This is a genomic window from Paraciimarium castrense LEGE 11436, from assembly GCF_056633055.1.
In genome coordinates, this window is record NZ_JBSJOW010000002.1 from 17,782 (window position 1) to 34,141 (window position 16,360).

The following is a 16,360-nucleotide window of genomic DNA, read 5'->3' on the forward strand; positions in this document are numbered from 1 at the left end:
CAAGGAGCGATGATGGGTCAATGGTGATTGCACAGGCCCCAACCCTGCCCACCGACCGCAGCGGCCAGGTGGTGTCCCTGGAGCCGTCCCGGCGCTGTCTGGTGGGGCTCTCCCCTCAGGAGCAGTTGGCCTGGGCGCTGGACATGTTTGGTGACGGCTTCGCCATCACCACCAGTTTCGGCATCCAATCTGCGGTGCTGCTGCACATGGTGAGCGCCCTGGGGCAGCAGCGCCATCTGCGGGTGCCCGTGATCTGGGTCGATACCGGCTATCTCCCTCCCGAGACGTACCACTACGCCGAGCAGCTGCGCGGGCAGCTCAGCATCGACCTGCACGTGGCCCAGGCCAGTCTCAGCCCCGCCCGCATGGAGGCCCTGCACGGCCGGCTCTGGGAGACCGGTCGGGTTGAAGACATGGAGACTTACCACCGCATCCGCAAGGTGGAGCCGCTGGATCAGGCCCTGCAGCAGCTCGCTGTGGCCTGCTGGGCCAGCGGAGTGCGCGGATCCCAGACCGAGCACCGCCGCGGCATGGACGTGCTCGACGCCGTGCGGAACCGTTGGGCCCTGCGGCCCCTGCTCAACTGGAGCAACCGCGAGGTGTACTACTACATGGAGGAGCACCAGCTGCCCCAGCACCCCCTGTTTGCCCAGGGCTATTCCAGCGTCGGTGACTGGCATTCCAGTGGCCCGGACGACGGCTCCAGCCCTGGCCGTTCCACCCGCTTCGGTGGGCTTCAACAGGAGTGCGGCATCCACCTGCCCGGGTTGATGGGTGAGGGCATCTGATCCGGCGGAGGAAGATCCAGGCCTGTGGCTGCTGATCGGCAACAGCCGCTGGCACTGGGCCCGCGGCCGCCAGGATCGGTTGCACTGCTGGAGTGGTGCCCCCGCAGCCGATGCGGGCCAAGGCCTCGCACCAACGGCCTGGGCGGCGGTGGGCCCAGTGGCGGTTCAGCAGGGGCTCGACCCTGCCACGCGCTTGGCTCTGGAGCAGGTGCCGCTGGTTGCGGCGCCTGCCTGGCTGGGGGTTGATCGGGCCCTGGTGGGCTGGCAGGCCTGGCAGCAGAGCGCCGGGCCGGTGCTCGTTGCCGATGCGGGCACGGCCCTCAGCCTCACCCGGGTTGGGGGCGATGGACGTTTCGCCGGCGGCCGGATCCTGGCAGGGGCGGCGCTGCAGTGGCGGGCCCTGGCGGCCGCAACGGCCCAGCTCCCGGCCGGTCTCGGCCCACTGGAGCCGGAAGGGCGGGAGCTGGATCCCCCGGAGGACTGGCCCAGCGACACCGCCATGGCGATGCGCTCAGGCGTGCTGCGCGGACTGGCCGCCGCCGTGGAGATGGCCTGGCGGGAGGCCTGCCAGCTCACGCCCGGCTGCACGCTCTGGATCACCGGCGGTGATGGAGCCGCACTCGCTGGTCTGCTGGGTCGAGGCTCCGACCCTGATCTGGCCCTGCGGGCCCTGGCCAGGCTCAGGCCAGCCCCAGGTCGCTGAGGATGGTGTCCGCCATGCTGTCGGCCTTCACCTTGGTGTAGATCCGCTCCAGCTTGCCCTCGGCATCGATCACGAAGGTGTGCCGCATCATGCCCATGTATTCGCGGCCCATGAAGGTCTTGAGGCCGTAGCTCTCGTAGGCCGTGGCCACGGGGCAGGGTTCGGCGTCGCTGAGCAGGGTGAAGGGCAGGGTGTACTTGGCGATGAACTTGGCGTGGCTGCTGGCCCCGTCCTTGCTGATCCCGAGCACGGTGATGCCGTGATCGGCGAAGGCGCTCCACTGGTCGCGGAAGTTGCAGGCTTCCTTGGTGCAGCCAGGGGTGTCGTCCTTCGGATAGAAGTACACCACCACCTTCTGGCCCCTGAGGCTCTCAAGGCTCACGGGGGAGCCGTTCTGGTCTGGCAGAATGAATTGCGGGGCGGCATCGCCGATCGCCAGGGCCATCGTTCAGGCAACGGACACTAGGGAAAGATTACGGGCTCGCCTCGATCGGAGGTGGCTTGATGGTCTGGGGTGCCAGGTCGCTTGGAGCGAGGGTGTCGGTTTGTTGACTCGTCTTGCGCCTTGCGGGCAAGGGTGGCAGCGAAGGCTACTTTGATGAATGAATTGACTCAACACTCGTGATCAAGAGCCTGCTGGCCGGACTGTTCGTTGGTGCGGCCCTGACTACTTCCGCCCTGCCCGCCTCGGCTGCAGTCGATAACAATCTGCCCATGCGCTGGAACACCGGAGGCGCTGTCTGGTCGACCGACCAGGGTGCCGTTGACACCTACCTGGAAACCGGTGATGTCACGGATCGCGGCCTCCAGGGCGGCCTGCAGAACTCCGGCTGGACGGCCGATGAGGTGCGTGACGGCATGAAGAAGACCTACGACGTGGATCTCGTGGGCGTCACCCGCTTCCTCTACTCCGATGACGGCGTCAAGTTCCTCAAGGACCAGTCCACCAGCTACTTCCCCTACTGGAGCATGAACACCTACGCCGTTCAGGCGTTGCGCTCCGCGATCATTGAAGACGCCCGTGACGGGGAAATCTCCTCGGCCGGCATCATGACCGCCCTGCCCACCGACATGCGCCTGGCCGATTTCTGCGGCACCTACACCGGTGCCCAGAACGTCTGCGCCGAGGGTCGTTGCCAGGGTGATGCCCAATGCACCTCCCTGCTGTCCTGGTACGTGTTCCTGCCGGCCTGCATCCAGGCCAACCAGATGGCCGATCCCGTGGCTGAAGTGCGTACCACGGCTCCCGCCCCTGCCCCCATGGCTGAGCCGATGCCGATCCGCGGCCTCTGGTGAGCCTCGGCCCCAGGGCCAGCCGCCTCAGTGCTTCTGTCAGCCCCGGGCTATTCCCGGGGCTTTTTGCTGTTCAGGCGCTCCCTGGCCCCCCCCACCTGCACAAGGGTGTGGGCGAGGGTCTGGGGAAGGCAACGCCCCAGGTTCTGGCGCAGCAGGGTCGCCATCATGTCCAGGGCCGCTGCCGCTTCGTTGGCCCCCAGCTGGGCTTCCAGGGCTTCTCTGTACCGGCTCTCAGGCGCCAGCCAGCGCTCGATGCGACCGCTGTCCAGGGTGAACGGGATGGCCTCGTCCCAGCACTCCCGGCCCAGGCTTGCCCCGTGGTGCTGCAGGATCTCCACCACGGCTGCGAGGGGGGGCTGGCTGGGCGCCAGGGCCTGCTGTTCGGCGCTGACGATCCTGGCCAGCGCTGCCGGTGGTGCGCCGCTGGACCAGATGCGCTGCAGCGCCTCAGCCGGTCCCAGCTGGGGCTGGCTGAACAGCAGCCGTCCCTGGCCGCCGGCGCTCAGCAGCGGCACCAGGGCTCCGATCCAGGCGGTCAGCACGGGAGCGCTGGCCTGACGCCAGGGATGGCGTGCCGCGATCCACTCGAAGCGCCCGGCGGCCCCGGCGCCGAGGGCCTGCAGCAGGGCGGTGGGGTCGTCGGGTGGCACCACCAGAATCTCCGGGCGGCGCAGGGCATCGAGCACCTGCAGCTGGGCGGCGAGCCGCTGCCGCTCGGCCTCGCTGGGCACGGTCATCACCACGCCGCCCTCGGGGGTGGCCTCGAGGGGATCGAGGGCCCACAGCAGGGAGTGGGCCTCCAGCACCAGCACCCGGTCGTGGCGCTGCCAGCGGGCCCCAGCCCAGAAGCGCCGGCGCAGCTGATCCAGGCGGGAGCCCTCGGCCGCGGCCTGCCGCTGCAGCCAGCGCTCCAGGTGAGGGTCCTCCGGACTGCCACTGAGGATCTCTCCCCCCTCGGCCGCGCTCTCGGCGGCCGCGGCCAGCTGGGCGGCCCGACGCTGCTGCAGGCGTTGCCGCCGCCCCCCCTCCCAACCCAGGCCCCCGGGCTGCCAGAACAGCTGCCCCTGCAGGCTGTCGGGCAGGTATTGCTGCGCCACCCAGTGCTCCGCGTAGGCGTGGGGGTAGCGGTAGCCGATGCCGTCCCCGAAGGCCTCGCCATCGCGGTTGGCGTCGCGCAGGTGGGATGGCACCTGCTGGCGATGGGCCTGACGCACGCACTTGAGGGCGTCAAAGAAGCCGAGCACGCTGTTGCTCTTCTCGGTGGCGGCCAGGTAGAGCGCTGCCTGGGCGAGGGGGTAGAGGCCCTCCGGCAGCCCCACCCGCTCGAAGGCGGCGGCGCAGGCCTCCACCACCACCACCGCCTGGGGATCGGCCAGGCCCACATCCTCTCCCGCCGCGATCAGCATGCGCCGGAAGATGAAGCGGGGGTTCTCCCCCGCCTCCACCATCCGGGCCAGCCAGAACAGGGCCGCATCGGCGTCGCTGCCGCGCAGGGCCTTGATGAAGGCGCTGATCGTGTCGAAGTGGGCATCCCCCTGCTTGTCGTAGAGCACGGCGCGCTGCTGGATCGACTCCTCGGCGATCGCCAGATCGATCCGGATCGTCCCCTCGGGCCCGGGCGCGGTGGTCTCGACCGCCAGCTCCAGGGCATTGAGCAGGCTGCGGGCATCGCCACCGGCCACATCCACGAGGTGATCGGCAGCCTCGGCACTGACCTGCACCGTCAGCTGGCCATAGCCCTGCTCAGGGTCGCGGAGGGCCCGCTGCAGCAACTGCCGCAGCTGGGGGGCCTCCAGGGGCTGCAGCCGAAACAGCCGCGAACGGCTCACCAGCGCCTTGTTCACCTCGAAGTAGGGGTTCTCGGTGGTGGCGCCGATCAGGGTCACCGTGCCGTTCTCCACCCAGGGCAGCAGCGCGTCCTGCTGGGCGGTGTTGAAGCGGTGCACCTCATCGACGAACAGCAGTGTGCGCAGGCCGTGCTGCTCGAGGCGCCGGCGGGCCTCCTCCACGGCGCTGCGCAGGTCCTTCACCCCCGAGAGCACGGCATTGAGGCTCGTGAAGTGGGCGCGGGTGCTGCCGGCGATGATCCGCGCCAGGGTGGTCTTGCCCGTGCCGGGTGGCCCATGCAGGATCAGGTTGCCCACCCGGTCAGCGGCGATGGCGCGCCGCAGCAGCCGACCGGGCCCCAGGATCGCCTCCTGGCCCACGAAGTCCTCCAGGGCCTGGGGCCGCAGCCGATCCGCGAGCGGCGCCATGGCCTGGCGCCGCTGCTCACCGTGATGGCTGAACAGGTCGCTCAAGGGGGCTGCCGCGATGGTGCGCTGTGGACGATCCTGGCGCCTGCCGCGTCGGCTGGCAGCAGGCACCGCCATCCTCCAGACTGTCGCCCAGTGGCTTGGGCTTCTTTTGCGGGAACGGCATAGCGCCCGGGCAGTTTTGGCGCTGGCGCTCACGTCCACGGGATTGGTACTGGTGGGCTGTGCCCAGCCGCCGCCGCCGCCGCCGCGGGTGGTGGGGGTTGCTGCTGTGCCGGTGGAAACAGCAGCCTTTCAGGACAGCGTGGACACCATCGGCACCCTGGAGGCCCTCGATGAGGTGTCCCTGGCCACCCGCGCCACGGGCCGCATCGACCGCCTGCTGGTGCGGGAGGGGCAACTGGTTCAGCAGGGCCAGCCGATCCTGCAGCTCGACCAGACCCAGGCCCGCGCCCAGCTCGCCGCCACCAGCGAGGAGCGCGACAACCTCTGCATCGACTTCCGCCGCTTCGATTTCCTGGCCGCCAAGGGTGCGGCGAGCGTGCTGCAGCGCGACAGCTTCCGGGCCCGCTGCCTGCAGGCCAATGAGGAGGTCAAGGCCCGCGAGGCCGACCTCGCCTTCAGCAACCTGCGGGCTCCGATCGCCGGCGTGGTGAGTGATCTGGAAGTGAGGCAGGGGGATGTGGTGCAGGCCGGCACCCCTTTCACCAAGGTGATCCGCAACGACAGGCTGCTGATGCGGATCGACATCCCGGCCGTCCAGTCGGCCCGGGTGCGGGTGGGCCAGTCCGTGACCGTGCGGCGCCCAGACGCCAGCGGCACCCTGGTGCGAGGCCAGATCGACTTCATCGATCCGGTGGTGACGGCCTCCAGCCAGGGCCTGCTGGTGAAGGCGGAGCTGCCCAATCCCAGCGGCACCCTGCGCACCGGCCTGCGACTCCAGACCCTGGTGGAGCTGGAGCGCCAGACCCTGCCTGCGGTTCCCTTCGCTGCTGTGACCCAGTCGTCCGGGCAGAGTTTCGTGTATCGCCTCGGCACCCTCAGCGACCTGCGCCGCCAGCCCGGCAAAGCCCCCCTGGAACAGCTGAGCAAGCTGCCCCCCAGCACCCGCTTCGCCCTGCAGACCCCCGTGCGCCTCGGCCCCCTCCAGAACAACCGCTATGCCGTTCTGGAGGGGGTCGGGCCCGGAGCTCAGGTGATCACCACCAACCTGCTCAACCTGCGCCACGGCAGCCCGGTGAAGCTCAACTGAACCCCTGAGCTCCTGAACTGCTGAGCTTTCCGGACCTGCCGATCTGCCCCTGTGTCGCCCTCCAATTCCTTCATCGTTCGGCCGGTGCTCACCACGGTGTGCAGCCTGATCATCGTGATCGCCGGTTTGATCTCGATCCCCGTGCTGCCGATCGAGAGCCTCCCTGATATCGCGCCGCCCACGGTGAACGTGAGTTCCCTCTACGGCGGTGCCGATGCCATCACGGTGGAACAGGGCGTCACGAACGTGCTGGAGCAGCAGCTCAATGGGGTGGAGGGGATGGACTTCATCAGCTCCAGCAGCTCCGCCGATGGCCGCAGTGAGATCACGGTGTCGTTCAACAGCGGCACGGATCCAGATATCAACCAGGTGAATGTGCAGAACAGGGTGGCCCTGGCCAACCCGTCGCTGCCGGATGAAGTGCGTCAGTCTGGCGTGGTGGTGAACAAGGCCTCCAATCAGATTCTGCTTGTTTATAATTTTACAAGCGAAGATCCCGAGAGAATCAGTTACTCTGCTGAAACCATCAGCGGCTTGCTGGATCAAAACCTCACCGATTCGATCCGGCGTGTTCCCGGGGTTGGTGACCTCACCTATTTCGGCGAACGCCGCCTGGCTTTCCGGCTCTGGCTCGATCCTGACAAGCTGGCTGCCTTCGGGCTCACCTCCAATGATGTGGTGAATGCCCTGAGGAGCCAGAACCGGTTGGTACCGGCGGGCCAGGTGGGCGGCGAACCCGCTCCTGCAGGACAGCAGTTCACCTTCACCGTGCAGCTCCAGGGTCGCTTGATCAACGTTGAGGAGTTCAACAACATGATCGTGCGCAACACACCCGAGGGTGCTGTGGTGCGGTTCCGCGATGTGGGTGAGGCCAGCCTGGGAGGGGAAAATTATGCTCTGCAGGCCACCGACATCAATGGCGTGCCTTCGGTTGGTATGGCGGTGTACCAGCTGGGCGGCACCAATGCTCTGGATACATCCGAGGGCATCAAGGAGGTGCTCGATGAATTCGAGGCAAGCATGCCGGTGGGCCTGAAAATGGAGAAGATCTACGACAGCACTGATTTCATCAACGCCTCGATTCAAGGGGTGGTGAGCTCCCTGCGGGATGCGGTGATGCTCGTGGTGCTGATTCTGTTTCTCTTTCTGCAGGACTGGAAAGCCACGCTGGTGCCTGGGATTGCCATTCCCGTGGCCTTGATCGGCACCTTTGCCCTGGTGAATGCGTTCGGGTTCTCGCTCAATCAGCTCACCCTGTTCGGCTTGATTCTGGCCACTGGGCTGGTGGTGGATGATGCGATCACCGTGATCGAAGACACCTCCACCAAAAAAGCCGAAGGCAAGACGGCGGTGCAGGCGGCCATGGGAACCATGGATGAGCTGTTCACAGCGGTGATTGCCACCTCGGTGGTGCTGTTTGCGGTGTTCCTGCCGGTGCTGTTCTTCCCCGGCGCCACCGGGGCGATCTACAAGCAGTTCGCCGCCACGATCATCTTCTCGGTGGCGATCTCCACCTTCAATGCCCTCACCTTCTCGCCGATGCTGGCGGCCCTGCTGCTGGCCCAGGAGGGCGAGCCCCCAGGGCGGCGAACCTATGCGATCGCAGGTGGGGCCATCGGTTTCGTCTACGGCGTGCTCAGCGCCGGTAGCGGTGTTTTCGGCAGCTTGGTGGCCCTCGCGGTGGGCCTGGTGGTGGGGTACGCGCTGCGTCTGATCACGGGATTGCCGCTGCGCCTGCCCTTCGTGATCGGTGGCGCCGTGAGCGGGTTGCTGCTGGCCGGGGGCACCAGCCCGATCGTGGTGCTGGCGTTCACGGCGCTGGGCATCACGCTGGGCTGGTTCACTCCGCTGATCTTCCGGCGCTTCAACGGCTTCTACGCCGGCATGGAGCGTCGCTACCACGGCCTGCTGGATTGGGTGCTGGGTCGGCGAGGCCTGGTGATGGCCGTGCTGGCGGGAGGCATCGTGCTCACGGGTGTGGCCTTCAGTGCCATCCCGGGTGGCTTCGTGCCAGTGGAAGATCAGGGGTATGCCATCGGTGTGTTGCAAGCGCCGGACGGGGGATCGATTCAGGTCACCGATCGGATCAACGCCAAGGTGGCCGCGATCCTGCGTGAGGAAAAGGAGATCACGACGGCCGCCCTGTTCAGTGGCGCCAGTTTTGACGGCAATGCCCCCAACAACGGTCTCTTCTTCTTAGGCACCCGCAACTGGAGCGAGAGGACCAATCCGGATCAGTCCGTGGAAGCGATTGTGGGGAGGCTGAACCGGCGCTTCGCCCAGGAGATCCAGGAGGCCAGGGTGGTGGTGGTGGAGCCTCCCTCGATTCCCGGCTATGGCCAGTCCGGTGGCTTTGAGTTCCAGCTGCTCGATCGCAGTGGGGGCCGCTTTGATCTGCCGGAATTCTTCGCTGCGGCAGGCCAGCTCATTCAAGCCGCCAACGCCGACCCCACCTTCAGCTCCGCACCACCGGTGCGCACCCAGTTCTCGCCGGCCGCCCCCCAGCTGGCGATCGACGTGGACAGGGATCGGCTGGCTTCCCTGGGGGTGGACTTCGGGGAGGCGATGCGCTCCTTCAGCATCAACTTCGGTGGCCTCTACGTGAATGACACCTTCCAGGAGGGCAAGGTGCGCCGGGTTTTCGTACAGGCCAATGACATCACCCGGGCCACCCCCGAGCGCCTCAAGTCCCTGTACGTGAGCAACAGCGCCGGCGAACAGGTGCCGCTCTCGGAATTCTTCACGGTGCGATCGATCGAGGGTCCCGCCGTGGTGCCCCACTTCAACCTCTACCGCTCGATCAAGATCGATGGCCAGCCAGCGGCGGGCAAGAGTTCCGGCCAGGCCATCAACAGCATGCGTCAGATTTTTGAGGGCCAGTCTCTCCAGGGCCTGGGCTTCGACTGGACAGGCATCTCCCGGGAGGAGGTGAAGGCAGGTGCCCTGGCGGTGGTGATCTTCGCCCTTGGCATCCTGGTGGTGTACCTGGTGCTGGCTGCCCAGTACGAGAGCTATGCCGATCCCCTGATCATCCTCATGACAGTGCCCACGGCGATGCTGGGGGCACTGGCCTTCCTGGCCCTGCGCGGTGAGGTGCTCAACATCTATGCCCAGGTGGGGCTGGTGATGTTGATCGGCCTGGCGGCCAAGAACGGCATCCTGATCGTGGACCTGGCCAACCAGCGCATGGCCGCCGGTGCCCGAGCGCTGGAGGCGGCCCGGGACGCGGCCCGGGCCAGGCTGCGGCCGATCATCATGACGGCCATCTCCTCCCTGTTCGGCTTCCTGCCCCTGGTGGTGGCCAGCGGCGCCGGTGCCCGCAGCCAGGCCTCCCTGGGCACAGTGGTGTTCGGCGGTCTGCTGGTGGCCACTGTGCTCTCCCTGCTGGTGGTGCCGGTGTTCTATGTGGTTGTCAAGGCGCTGATGGGCGGCGATGCTGAGCAGGAGCCAGGGCCCGGGCCAACCCCAGGACTGCAGCCCTGAAGCCCAACCATGAGCGAGATCAAGCCCGATTCCCCGCGTTCAGCCGCCCGCCGTCCCCCGGTGATGAACGGTCGCAAGGTGCTGATCGCCCTGCTGGTGGGTGTGGTGATCGGTGGCGCGATCGGCATTTTCATGGAGTCGATCGTGGCCCACACCCCCAACGAGATCGACCCCGAGGAGTTGCAATGGCTCCGACGCCTCCTGGCAGCGGCCGGGGGGCTGAGCGGCCTGGCGATCGAATCCATTCGCCAGTTGCAGACCGCCTGCACCGATCCGGCCTACCGCAACCGCAGGAGGCTGCGCCGCTGACGCGATCCCTCAGCCATCAGAAGAGGGCCAGGGCTGCCCTGTCCGGTTACCTTGGGGCAGCTGCCAACCACCTGTGCTCCGCGTCACTGTTGCTGCTGTGGTGCTGTTGAGCAGTGCCTGCGCAGCGAGGTCACCCGAGGCCCGCTCACCGCTGCAGGTCCAAGTGGCCACCCTGGGCAAGGACACCTTCACGCCGGCGATTGAGGTCATGAGCCGCCTGTCCTCCACCACGGATGTGTCCTTGCGACCCGAGGCCGAGGGACGGGTCGTGCAGATCCTGGCCCGACAGGGCCAGCAGGTTCAGGCCGGCCAGCCGATCCTGGTGCTCGACAACGTGCAGGAGAGCGCCACCCTCGATGCCAGCAAGGCCGAGGCGCGCAAGAACCAGGTGAATGCAGAGCGTTACATCTTTCTGAATCAGCAGGGCGCAGTCTCCACCAAGGAGAGGGATTTCTATGTCACCCAGGCGATCGAGAGTCGTGATCAGGTCAAGGTCCAGGCGGCCAATCTCGGTTACAAGGTGGTGCGTGCGCCCATCGCTGGAGAAATCGGTGATCTCGACTCTGTGAAACTCGGCGACTTTGTGCGGAAGGGCCAGGCGATCACCGGCATTGTCGACAACCGGCGACTCTGGACTCTGATGGACGTGCCAGCGATCCAGGCCTCCCGGGTCCGTCTGGGGCAGCAGGTTCAGTTGCGTACCCAGGGCAACCCGCCGGTTACCGCCACGGGCCAGGTGGTGTTCATCTCGCCTTACTTCGGCGTGAGCGGCAGTAGCACGTCCCCCAACACCGTGCTGGTCAAGGCGGAATTTCCCAATTCCGCTGACCAGCTGAAAACCGGTCAGTTTGTGCAGAACCGGATCATCACCGAGATCAGTCAGCAGCTGGCCGTACCGGTGCAGGCCGTATCGATGCAGGCCCAGCAGCCGTTTGTCTATCGCATTGAGCAACTGAGCACCATTCTGCCGAAGATCCGCGGCTCGAAAGACATTCCCGAGGCCACCCGCGAGCGGCTGGAGAAGCTGCCCCCCTCCACGACAGTGGTTGTACAGACCGCCGTCAAGCTGGGGCCGCTGCAGGGCAACAGCTATCCGGTCTTGTCTGGCATCTCTGCAGGTGACCGGGTGGTGGTGAGCAATACAGCCCTGTTACGCAACGGCATGCCTGTCAGCATTGCTGCAGCCAGCTGAGGGTTCATGTCACTCTCAGATCGTTTCATCAAGCGACCGGTCCTCACGACGGTCTGCAGCATTCTGATCGTGCTGATCGGGCTGATTGCGATTCCAACTCTGCCGATCGAGAATCTGCCAGCGATTGCTCCACCCCAGATTCAGGTCACGGCCACCTATGGAGGGGCCAACTCCCTGGTTACCGAGCAGGCTGTGACCAATGTGCTCGAACAGCAGATCAACGGGGTGCCCAATGCAGCCTACATTTCCTCGCTGACGACGAATACCGGTCAGAGCACCGTCAATGTGTTCTTCGATGAGGGCACTGATATCAATATTGACCAAGTCAATGTGCAAAACAGGGTTTCCCTGGCAATGCCTCAATTGCCATCCCAGGTGTCCAGTACGGGTGTTTCTGTCATTCAGACCACCCCTTCTATCCTGCTGGCTTATCAGGTGTCCTCTACGGAAGGACAATTTGATGCCGCCTATCTTAATGGCCTGATCTACGAGCAGCTTTACTACCAGCTAGGCCGCGTTCCAGGAGTGGCTCAGGTCACTCTTTTTGGAGGTAGCAATCCAGCCTTCTGGTTGTTCGTGGACCCGGTCAGGCTGGCGGCCAATCAGCTCACCGCTGACCAGGTGGTTTCGGCGGTGCAGAGCCAGAACACCGTTGCGATCGGTGGGCTTGTGGGAGGGCCGCCTGCGAGTGGCAACCAGGCCTTCACCTATCCCATCCTGGTGGAGAACAACGGCAATCTCGTATCGGTTGATGACCTCAACCAGTTGATCGTCGGCCGTTCACCTCAGGGCAATCTGTTGCGTCTTCAGGATGTGGGCGAGGCCAGGTATGGCTTCAACACCTTCGCCACCCAGGGCGTGGATATTGAGGCCCATCCTGCCATCACCATCGGCGTCTATCAGACACCGGAGAGCAATGCACTGCAGGTGTCTCAGGCGGTGGTGGCGTTGATGGCTGAGTTCACCGACAGATTGCCACCCGGTGTGATCCTCACCCAGATCTACGACGTGGGCCAGTTCATTGAGGCAGCGGTGGATGGGGTGATTGATGCCCTTGGGCTGGCCATCGTGCTGGTGTTGGTGATCCTGTTCCTTTTTCTTCAGGATTGGCGCGCCACGGTGGTGCCGACCCTGGCCATTCCGATCTCGCTGGTGGGCACCTTTGCTTTCATCAAGGTGTTCGGCTTTTCGATCAATCAACTCACCCTGTTGGGGTTGGTGCTGGCCACGGGTCTGGTGGTGGATGACGCCATCGTGGTGATCGAGGCGGTGGCCAGGAACATCGAAGCAGGCCTGCGCCCCAGGCAAGCGGCTTTGGAGTGCATGGGTGAACTGATCGGTGCCCTCATTGCCACGGCCTTGGTGCTGATGGCTGTGTTCGTGCCGGTGGCGTTCTACCCGGGTGGGATTGGCATCATTTACCGCCAGTTTGCGCTCACGATTGCCTTTTCGATCGCCATCTCCGCCTTCAATGCGCTCACCTTCTCGCCGATGCTGGCGGCCCTGGTGCTGCGTGCTGAGAAACCGCCGCAGCCGAGGGGATGGGGCTGGATCCTGGCCGGCGTGCTGGTGGGCCTGGCCTTCGGGCGTTTCAGTGCGGCCTCCTTCGGGCCGGGGGCCTATGTGGCCGGCGTGCTGGTGTTCGGCATTGCGGGCAGCCGGCTTGGGGCGATCTTCTCGCTGTTCAACAGAGGTTTTGCCCGCCTTGAGAAAGGCTATGCGGGGTTGATCGCCATGCTGATCCACCGCCGCAGAGTCATCCTCGCGGCGTTGCTGGGGGGCATCGCCCTCACCGTGGTGGCCTTCGGTGCGCTGCCCACGGCCTTCATCCCTGAGGAAGATCAGGGTTTCGGGTTGGGCTTCTATCAGCTCCAGAACGGGGCTTCCCTCAGCCAGACGCAGAAGCTGGGTGAACAGATTGCTGCCGTGCTCAAGCAGGAGGAGGATGTCACCAGTGCCGGCATCATCAGCGGTGCCGGCTTCAATGGCAGCAGCCCTGATCAGGGCCTCTTCTTCTTTGGACTGAGGCCACTCGAGGAGCGCTCCGGCACGGATCACAAAGCCCCTGCCATTGTGGATCGCCTCAATGAGAAGCTCTCCAAACTCAGCCTGGGCCTGGCGCGAGCTGCCCAGCCGCCGGCCATTCCGGGCTTCTCGGCCCAGAGTGGCTTCTACTTCCAGTTCAACGATCTCTCCAACGGCTCCTACAGCTTCAACGAGCTCGATGGCCTGGCCCAGAAACTGGTGGCCACCGGGCAGGGCAGTGGTTTCTTCTCCAACCTCTACACCCAGTTCATCCCCAGTGCACCGGCCTTTGGCCTCAAGATCGACCGCTCGATCATGGGCAGCCTGAATGTGGATTTCCAGCAGGCGATGCAGACGATTGCCGTGTTGGCAGGGGGTAACTTTTCAGGACTGACCTATGAAAGTGGCCAGGCTCGCAACATCTATGTGCAGGCCGATGCCGCTGGCCGAGGCGAGCTGGATGATGTGCTGAGTTACTACGTGCGCAGCCAGGATGGCGACCTGGTGCAGGTGTCTCAGTTCGCCACTAGTGAACTGACCAGTGCCCCCCCCGTGATCAGTCACTACAACCTCTACCGCACGATCCTGGTTCAGGGTGCGGAGGCTGTGGGGAAGAGTTCTGGGCAGGCGCTGGCAGCCATTCAGAAGATCTTCACCAGGCTTGACTTCAACAACATCGGCTACGCCTTCACCGGCATTGCGGCGCTGCAACTCTCAGCCGGTAATGCCAGTGTGCTGGTGTTTGGGCTAGGGGTGCTGATTGTGTATCTGGTGCTCTCCGCCCAGTACGAGAGCTATGTGACGCCCGTTGTGATCCTGATGACCGTGCCCCTGGCCATGCTCGGGGCCCTGGCCTTTCTGGCCCTGCGCTCGATCGATCTCAACATCTATGCCCAGGTGGGGCTGGTGACCCTGATCGGGCTGGCGGCCAAGAACGGCATCCTGATCGTGGAGGTCGCAGAGCTGCACCTGCAGGAAGGCATGGGGGCGGCGGAAGCGGCCATCGCCGCGGCCGAATCGCGGCTGCGGCCGATCCTGATGACGGCCATCGCGGCCCTGGCCGGCTTCCTGCCCCTGGTGCTGGCCAGCACGGCAGGAGCGAACAGTCAGCAGTCGCTGGGCACGGTGATCTTTGGCGGATTGCTTGTCGCCACTGTGCTTTCCCTTGGGGTTGTGCCGCCGTTTTACGTGACGGTGAAAGGGCTGGAGGAGCGCTGGTTCGGCGGCCGCAACGATGACGACGCGGCCCCCGAGGCTGAGGTCAGTTCTGCTCTCAGGTGATCTCCTCAGCTGAGGATCGCTCAGGTGATCACCGTGGGCCTCTCCATGCCGGTGCGGCTGCGGATTTCGGCCAGGGCGTCGATGGCGCTGATCAGATCGCCCAGGGCGACCTGGGGGTCCTGCTGCAGCGCGCCTCCTGGCGGCACGTAGCTCTCCAGATACACCCTCAGGGTGGCCCCCTGGGTGCCGGTGCCGGAGAGGCGCAGCACCACGCGGCTGCCGTCATCGAGCAGCAGGCGCAGGCCCTGGCCGCCGCTCACGGAGCCATCCACCGGGTCGGTGTAGGCGAAGTCGTCGGCCAGCGCGATGGTGCGGCCGGCGAAGCCCTGGCCGATCAGGCCGGGCTGCATGGCCTTGACCCGCCCGTAGAGCGCATGGGCCGCCTCGCTGGCCACGGCCTCATAGTCATGGCGGGAGTAGTAGTGCCGGCCGAAGCGTGCCCAGTGGGCGGCCATGATCTCCGCCACCGAGCAGCGCCGGCTGGCCAGGATCTGCAGCCAGAACAGCACCGCCCAGAGGCCGTCCTTCTCGCGGATGTGGTGGCTGCCGGTGCCGAAACTCTCCTCGCCGCAGAGGGTGATCCGGCCGGCATCGAGCAGATTGCCGAAGAATTTCCAGCCCGTGGGGGTCTCAAAACAGTCGATGCCCAGCTCTTTGGCCACCACGTCGGCGGCGCCGCTGGTGGGCATGGAGCGGGCCACCCCGGCCAGGCCGCCGGCATAGCCCGGGGCCAGGCTGGCGTTGGCGGTGAGCACCGCCAGGCTGTCACTGGGGTTCACGAAGCAGTGACGGCCCAGGATCATGTTGCGGTCGCCGTCTCCATCACAGGCGGCCCCGAAGCGGTAGGCGTCCCCCTCCAGCAACAGAGAGGCCAGCTCATGGGCATAGGTGAGATTGGGATCCGGGTGGCCCCCGCCGAAATCCTCAAGAGGAACGCCATGGCGCACGGTGCCCGCCGGAGCGCCCAGCAGCCCCTCCAGGATCCGCTTGGCGTAGGGGCCCGTCACCGCATGCATGGCATCGAAGGCGATCGGGAAGCCTGAGCGCAGCAGGTCGGTGATGGCGTCGAAGTCGAACAGCTGCTGCATCAGGGCCACATAGCCCTCCACGCCGTCGATCACCTCCACCTGCAGCTGCCCGAGACTCCACTGGCCAGGGGCGTCGAGGCGCCGGGCGGCTTCCGTGTCTGCACTGGCCGGCTCCCCGCTGGGCGCTTCGGCGATGCGATAGCTCTCCAACCGCTGGGTCACCGCATAGATGGCGTCGGTGAGGGATTCGGGAGCTGGCCCGCCATTGGCTCCGTTCAGCTTGACGCCGAAGTCCCCCTCGGGGCCGCCGGGGTTATGGCTGGCCGAGAGGATGATGCCGCCGATGGCCTGGCGTTCACGGATCAGATGGGAGGCGGCCGGGGTCGAGAGAATGCCGTCTGTGGTGGTGATCACCCGGGCCAGGCCATGGGCGGCCGCCATGCGGCAGATCACCTCAATGGCGTGGCGGTTGCCGTAGCGACCGTCGCCGCCCAGCACCAGGGTGCCGCCCTCCATGCCGGGCAGCACCTGGAAGATCGCCTCAATGAAGCTCTCGAGGTAGTGGGGAGTGGCGAATTGGCGGCTGCTCTTGCGCAGGCCGGAGGTGCCCGGTCGCTGGTCGCTGAACGGCTGGGCGAGGGGCACCTGCCGAACGGTAAAGGCCATGGGGCGCCGGTTGGGGGGCCCCCAAACTACCGCTGGCCCGAGTGGTCTCCTGGGTCGTGGGCAACGCCTGGCACAGCTTTGT

At 65.8% G+C, this 16,360-nt stretch carries 11 protein-coding genes; 8 read left to right on the forward strand and 3 right to left on the reverse strand.

Annotated features, from left to right (window positions below):
* Positions 1-20: 20 nt before the first annotated feature.
* The gene (locus ACWJIO_RS03920; protein ID WP_480311562.1) at positions 21-788 is read left to right on the forward strand and encodes a phosphoadenylyl-sulfate reductase; all 768 of its coding nucleotides are present in this window, start codon (positions 21-23) and stop codon (positions 786-788) included.
* Entirely contained in the window at positions 775-1,491 is a 717-nt protein-coding gene (locus tag ACWJIO_RS03925) for a type III pantothenate kinase (protein ID WP_480311563.1), read from the forward strand. The genes ACWJIO_RS03920 and ACWJIO_RS03925 overlap by 14 nt, the downstream gene beginning before the upstream one ends.
* On the opposite strand, the gene bcp is transcribed toward ACWJIO_RS03925, so the two are convergent.
* Positions 1,469-1,936, reverse strand: a complete 468-nt coding sequence (gene bcp / locus ACWJIO_RS03930; protein ID WP_480311564.1) for a thioredoxin-dependent thiol peroxidase — start codon at positions 1,934-1,936, stop codon at positions 1,469-1,471. The genes ACWJIO_RS03925 and bcp overlap by 23 nt on opposite strands.
* Before the next feature lie 176 nt (positions 1,937-2,112).
* Between bcp and ACWJIO_RS03935 the strand changes: the two genes are divergently transcribed.
* Positions 2,113-2,787, forward strand: coding sequence for an alpha/beta hydrolase (locus tag ACWJIO_RS03935; protein WP_480311565.1), 675 nt, complete (start codon positions 2,113-2,115; stop codon positions 2,785-2,787).
* A gap of 47 nt (positions 2,788-2,834) precedes the next feature.
* Here ACWJIO_RS03935 and ACWJIO_RS03940 read toward each other — a convergent pair whose 3' ends face one another.
* Complete coding sequence (locus tag ACWJIO_RS03940; RefSeq protein ID WP_480311946.1) at positions 2,835-5,042, reverse strand: AAA family ATPase; 2,208 nt, start codon at positions 5,040-5,042, stop codon at positions 2,835-2,837.
* A 151-nt stretch (positions 5,043-5,193) separates the two neighbouring features.
* Here ACWJIO_RS03940 and ACWJIO_RS03945 point away from each other — a divergent pair, with 151 nt between their 5' ends.
* The 5 genes from ACWJIO_RS03945 to ACWJIO_RS03965 all read left to right on the forward strand — a co-directional run bounded on the left by ACWJIO_RS03945 (position 5,194) and on the right by ACWJIO_RS03965 (position 14,584).
* A complete protein-coding gene (locus ACWJIO_RS03945) occupies positions 5,194-6,294 on the forward strand; it encodes an efflux RND transporter periplasmic adaptor subunit (RefSeq protein WP_480311566.1) in 1,101 nt (366 codons plus the stop codon).
* A gap of 51 nt (positions 6,295-6,345) precedes the next feature.
* On the forward strand, positions 6,346-9,777 hold the full coding sequence (locus ACWJIO_RS03950) for an efflux RND transporter permease subunit (protein WP_480311567.1): 3,432 nt from the start codon (positions 6,346-6,348) through the stop codon (positions 9,775-9,777).
* 9 nt (positions 9,778-9,786) lie between these two features.
* Positions 9,787-10,086, forward strand: a complete 300-nt coding sequence (locus ACWJIO_RS03955; RefSeq protein ID WP_480311569.1) for a hypothetical protein — start codon at positions 9,787-9,789, stop codon at positions 10,084-10,086.
* A gap of 163 nt (positions 10,087-10,249) precedes the next feature.
* Entirely contained in the window at positions 10,250-11,278 is a 1,029-nt protein-coding gene (locus tag ACWJIO_RS03960; RefSeq protein ID WP_480311571.1) for an efflux RND transporter periplasmic adaptor subunit, read from the forward strand.
* A 6-nt stretch (positions 11,279-11,284) separates the two neighbouring features.
* Positions 11,285-14,584, forward strand: a complete 3,300-nt coding sequence (locus ACWJIO_RS03965) for an efflux RND transporter permease subunit (RefSeq protein WP_480311572.1) — start codon at positions 11,285-11,287, stop codon at positions 14,582-14,584.
* A 20-nt stretch (positions 14,585-14,604) separates the two neighbouring features.
* On the opposite strand, the gene ACWJIO_RS03970 is transcribed toward ACWJIO_RS03965, so the two are convergent.
* Complete coding sequence (locus ACWJIO_RS03970; RefSeq protein WP_480311573.1) at positions 14,605-16,278, reverse strand: alpha-D-glucose phosphate-specific phosphoglucomutase; 1,674 nt, start codon at positions 16,276-16,278, stop codon at positions 14,605-14,607.
* Positions 16,279-16,360 lie beyond the last annotated feature (82 nt).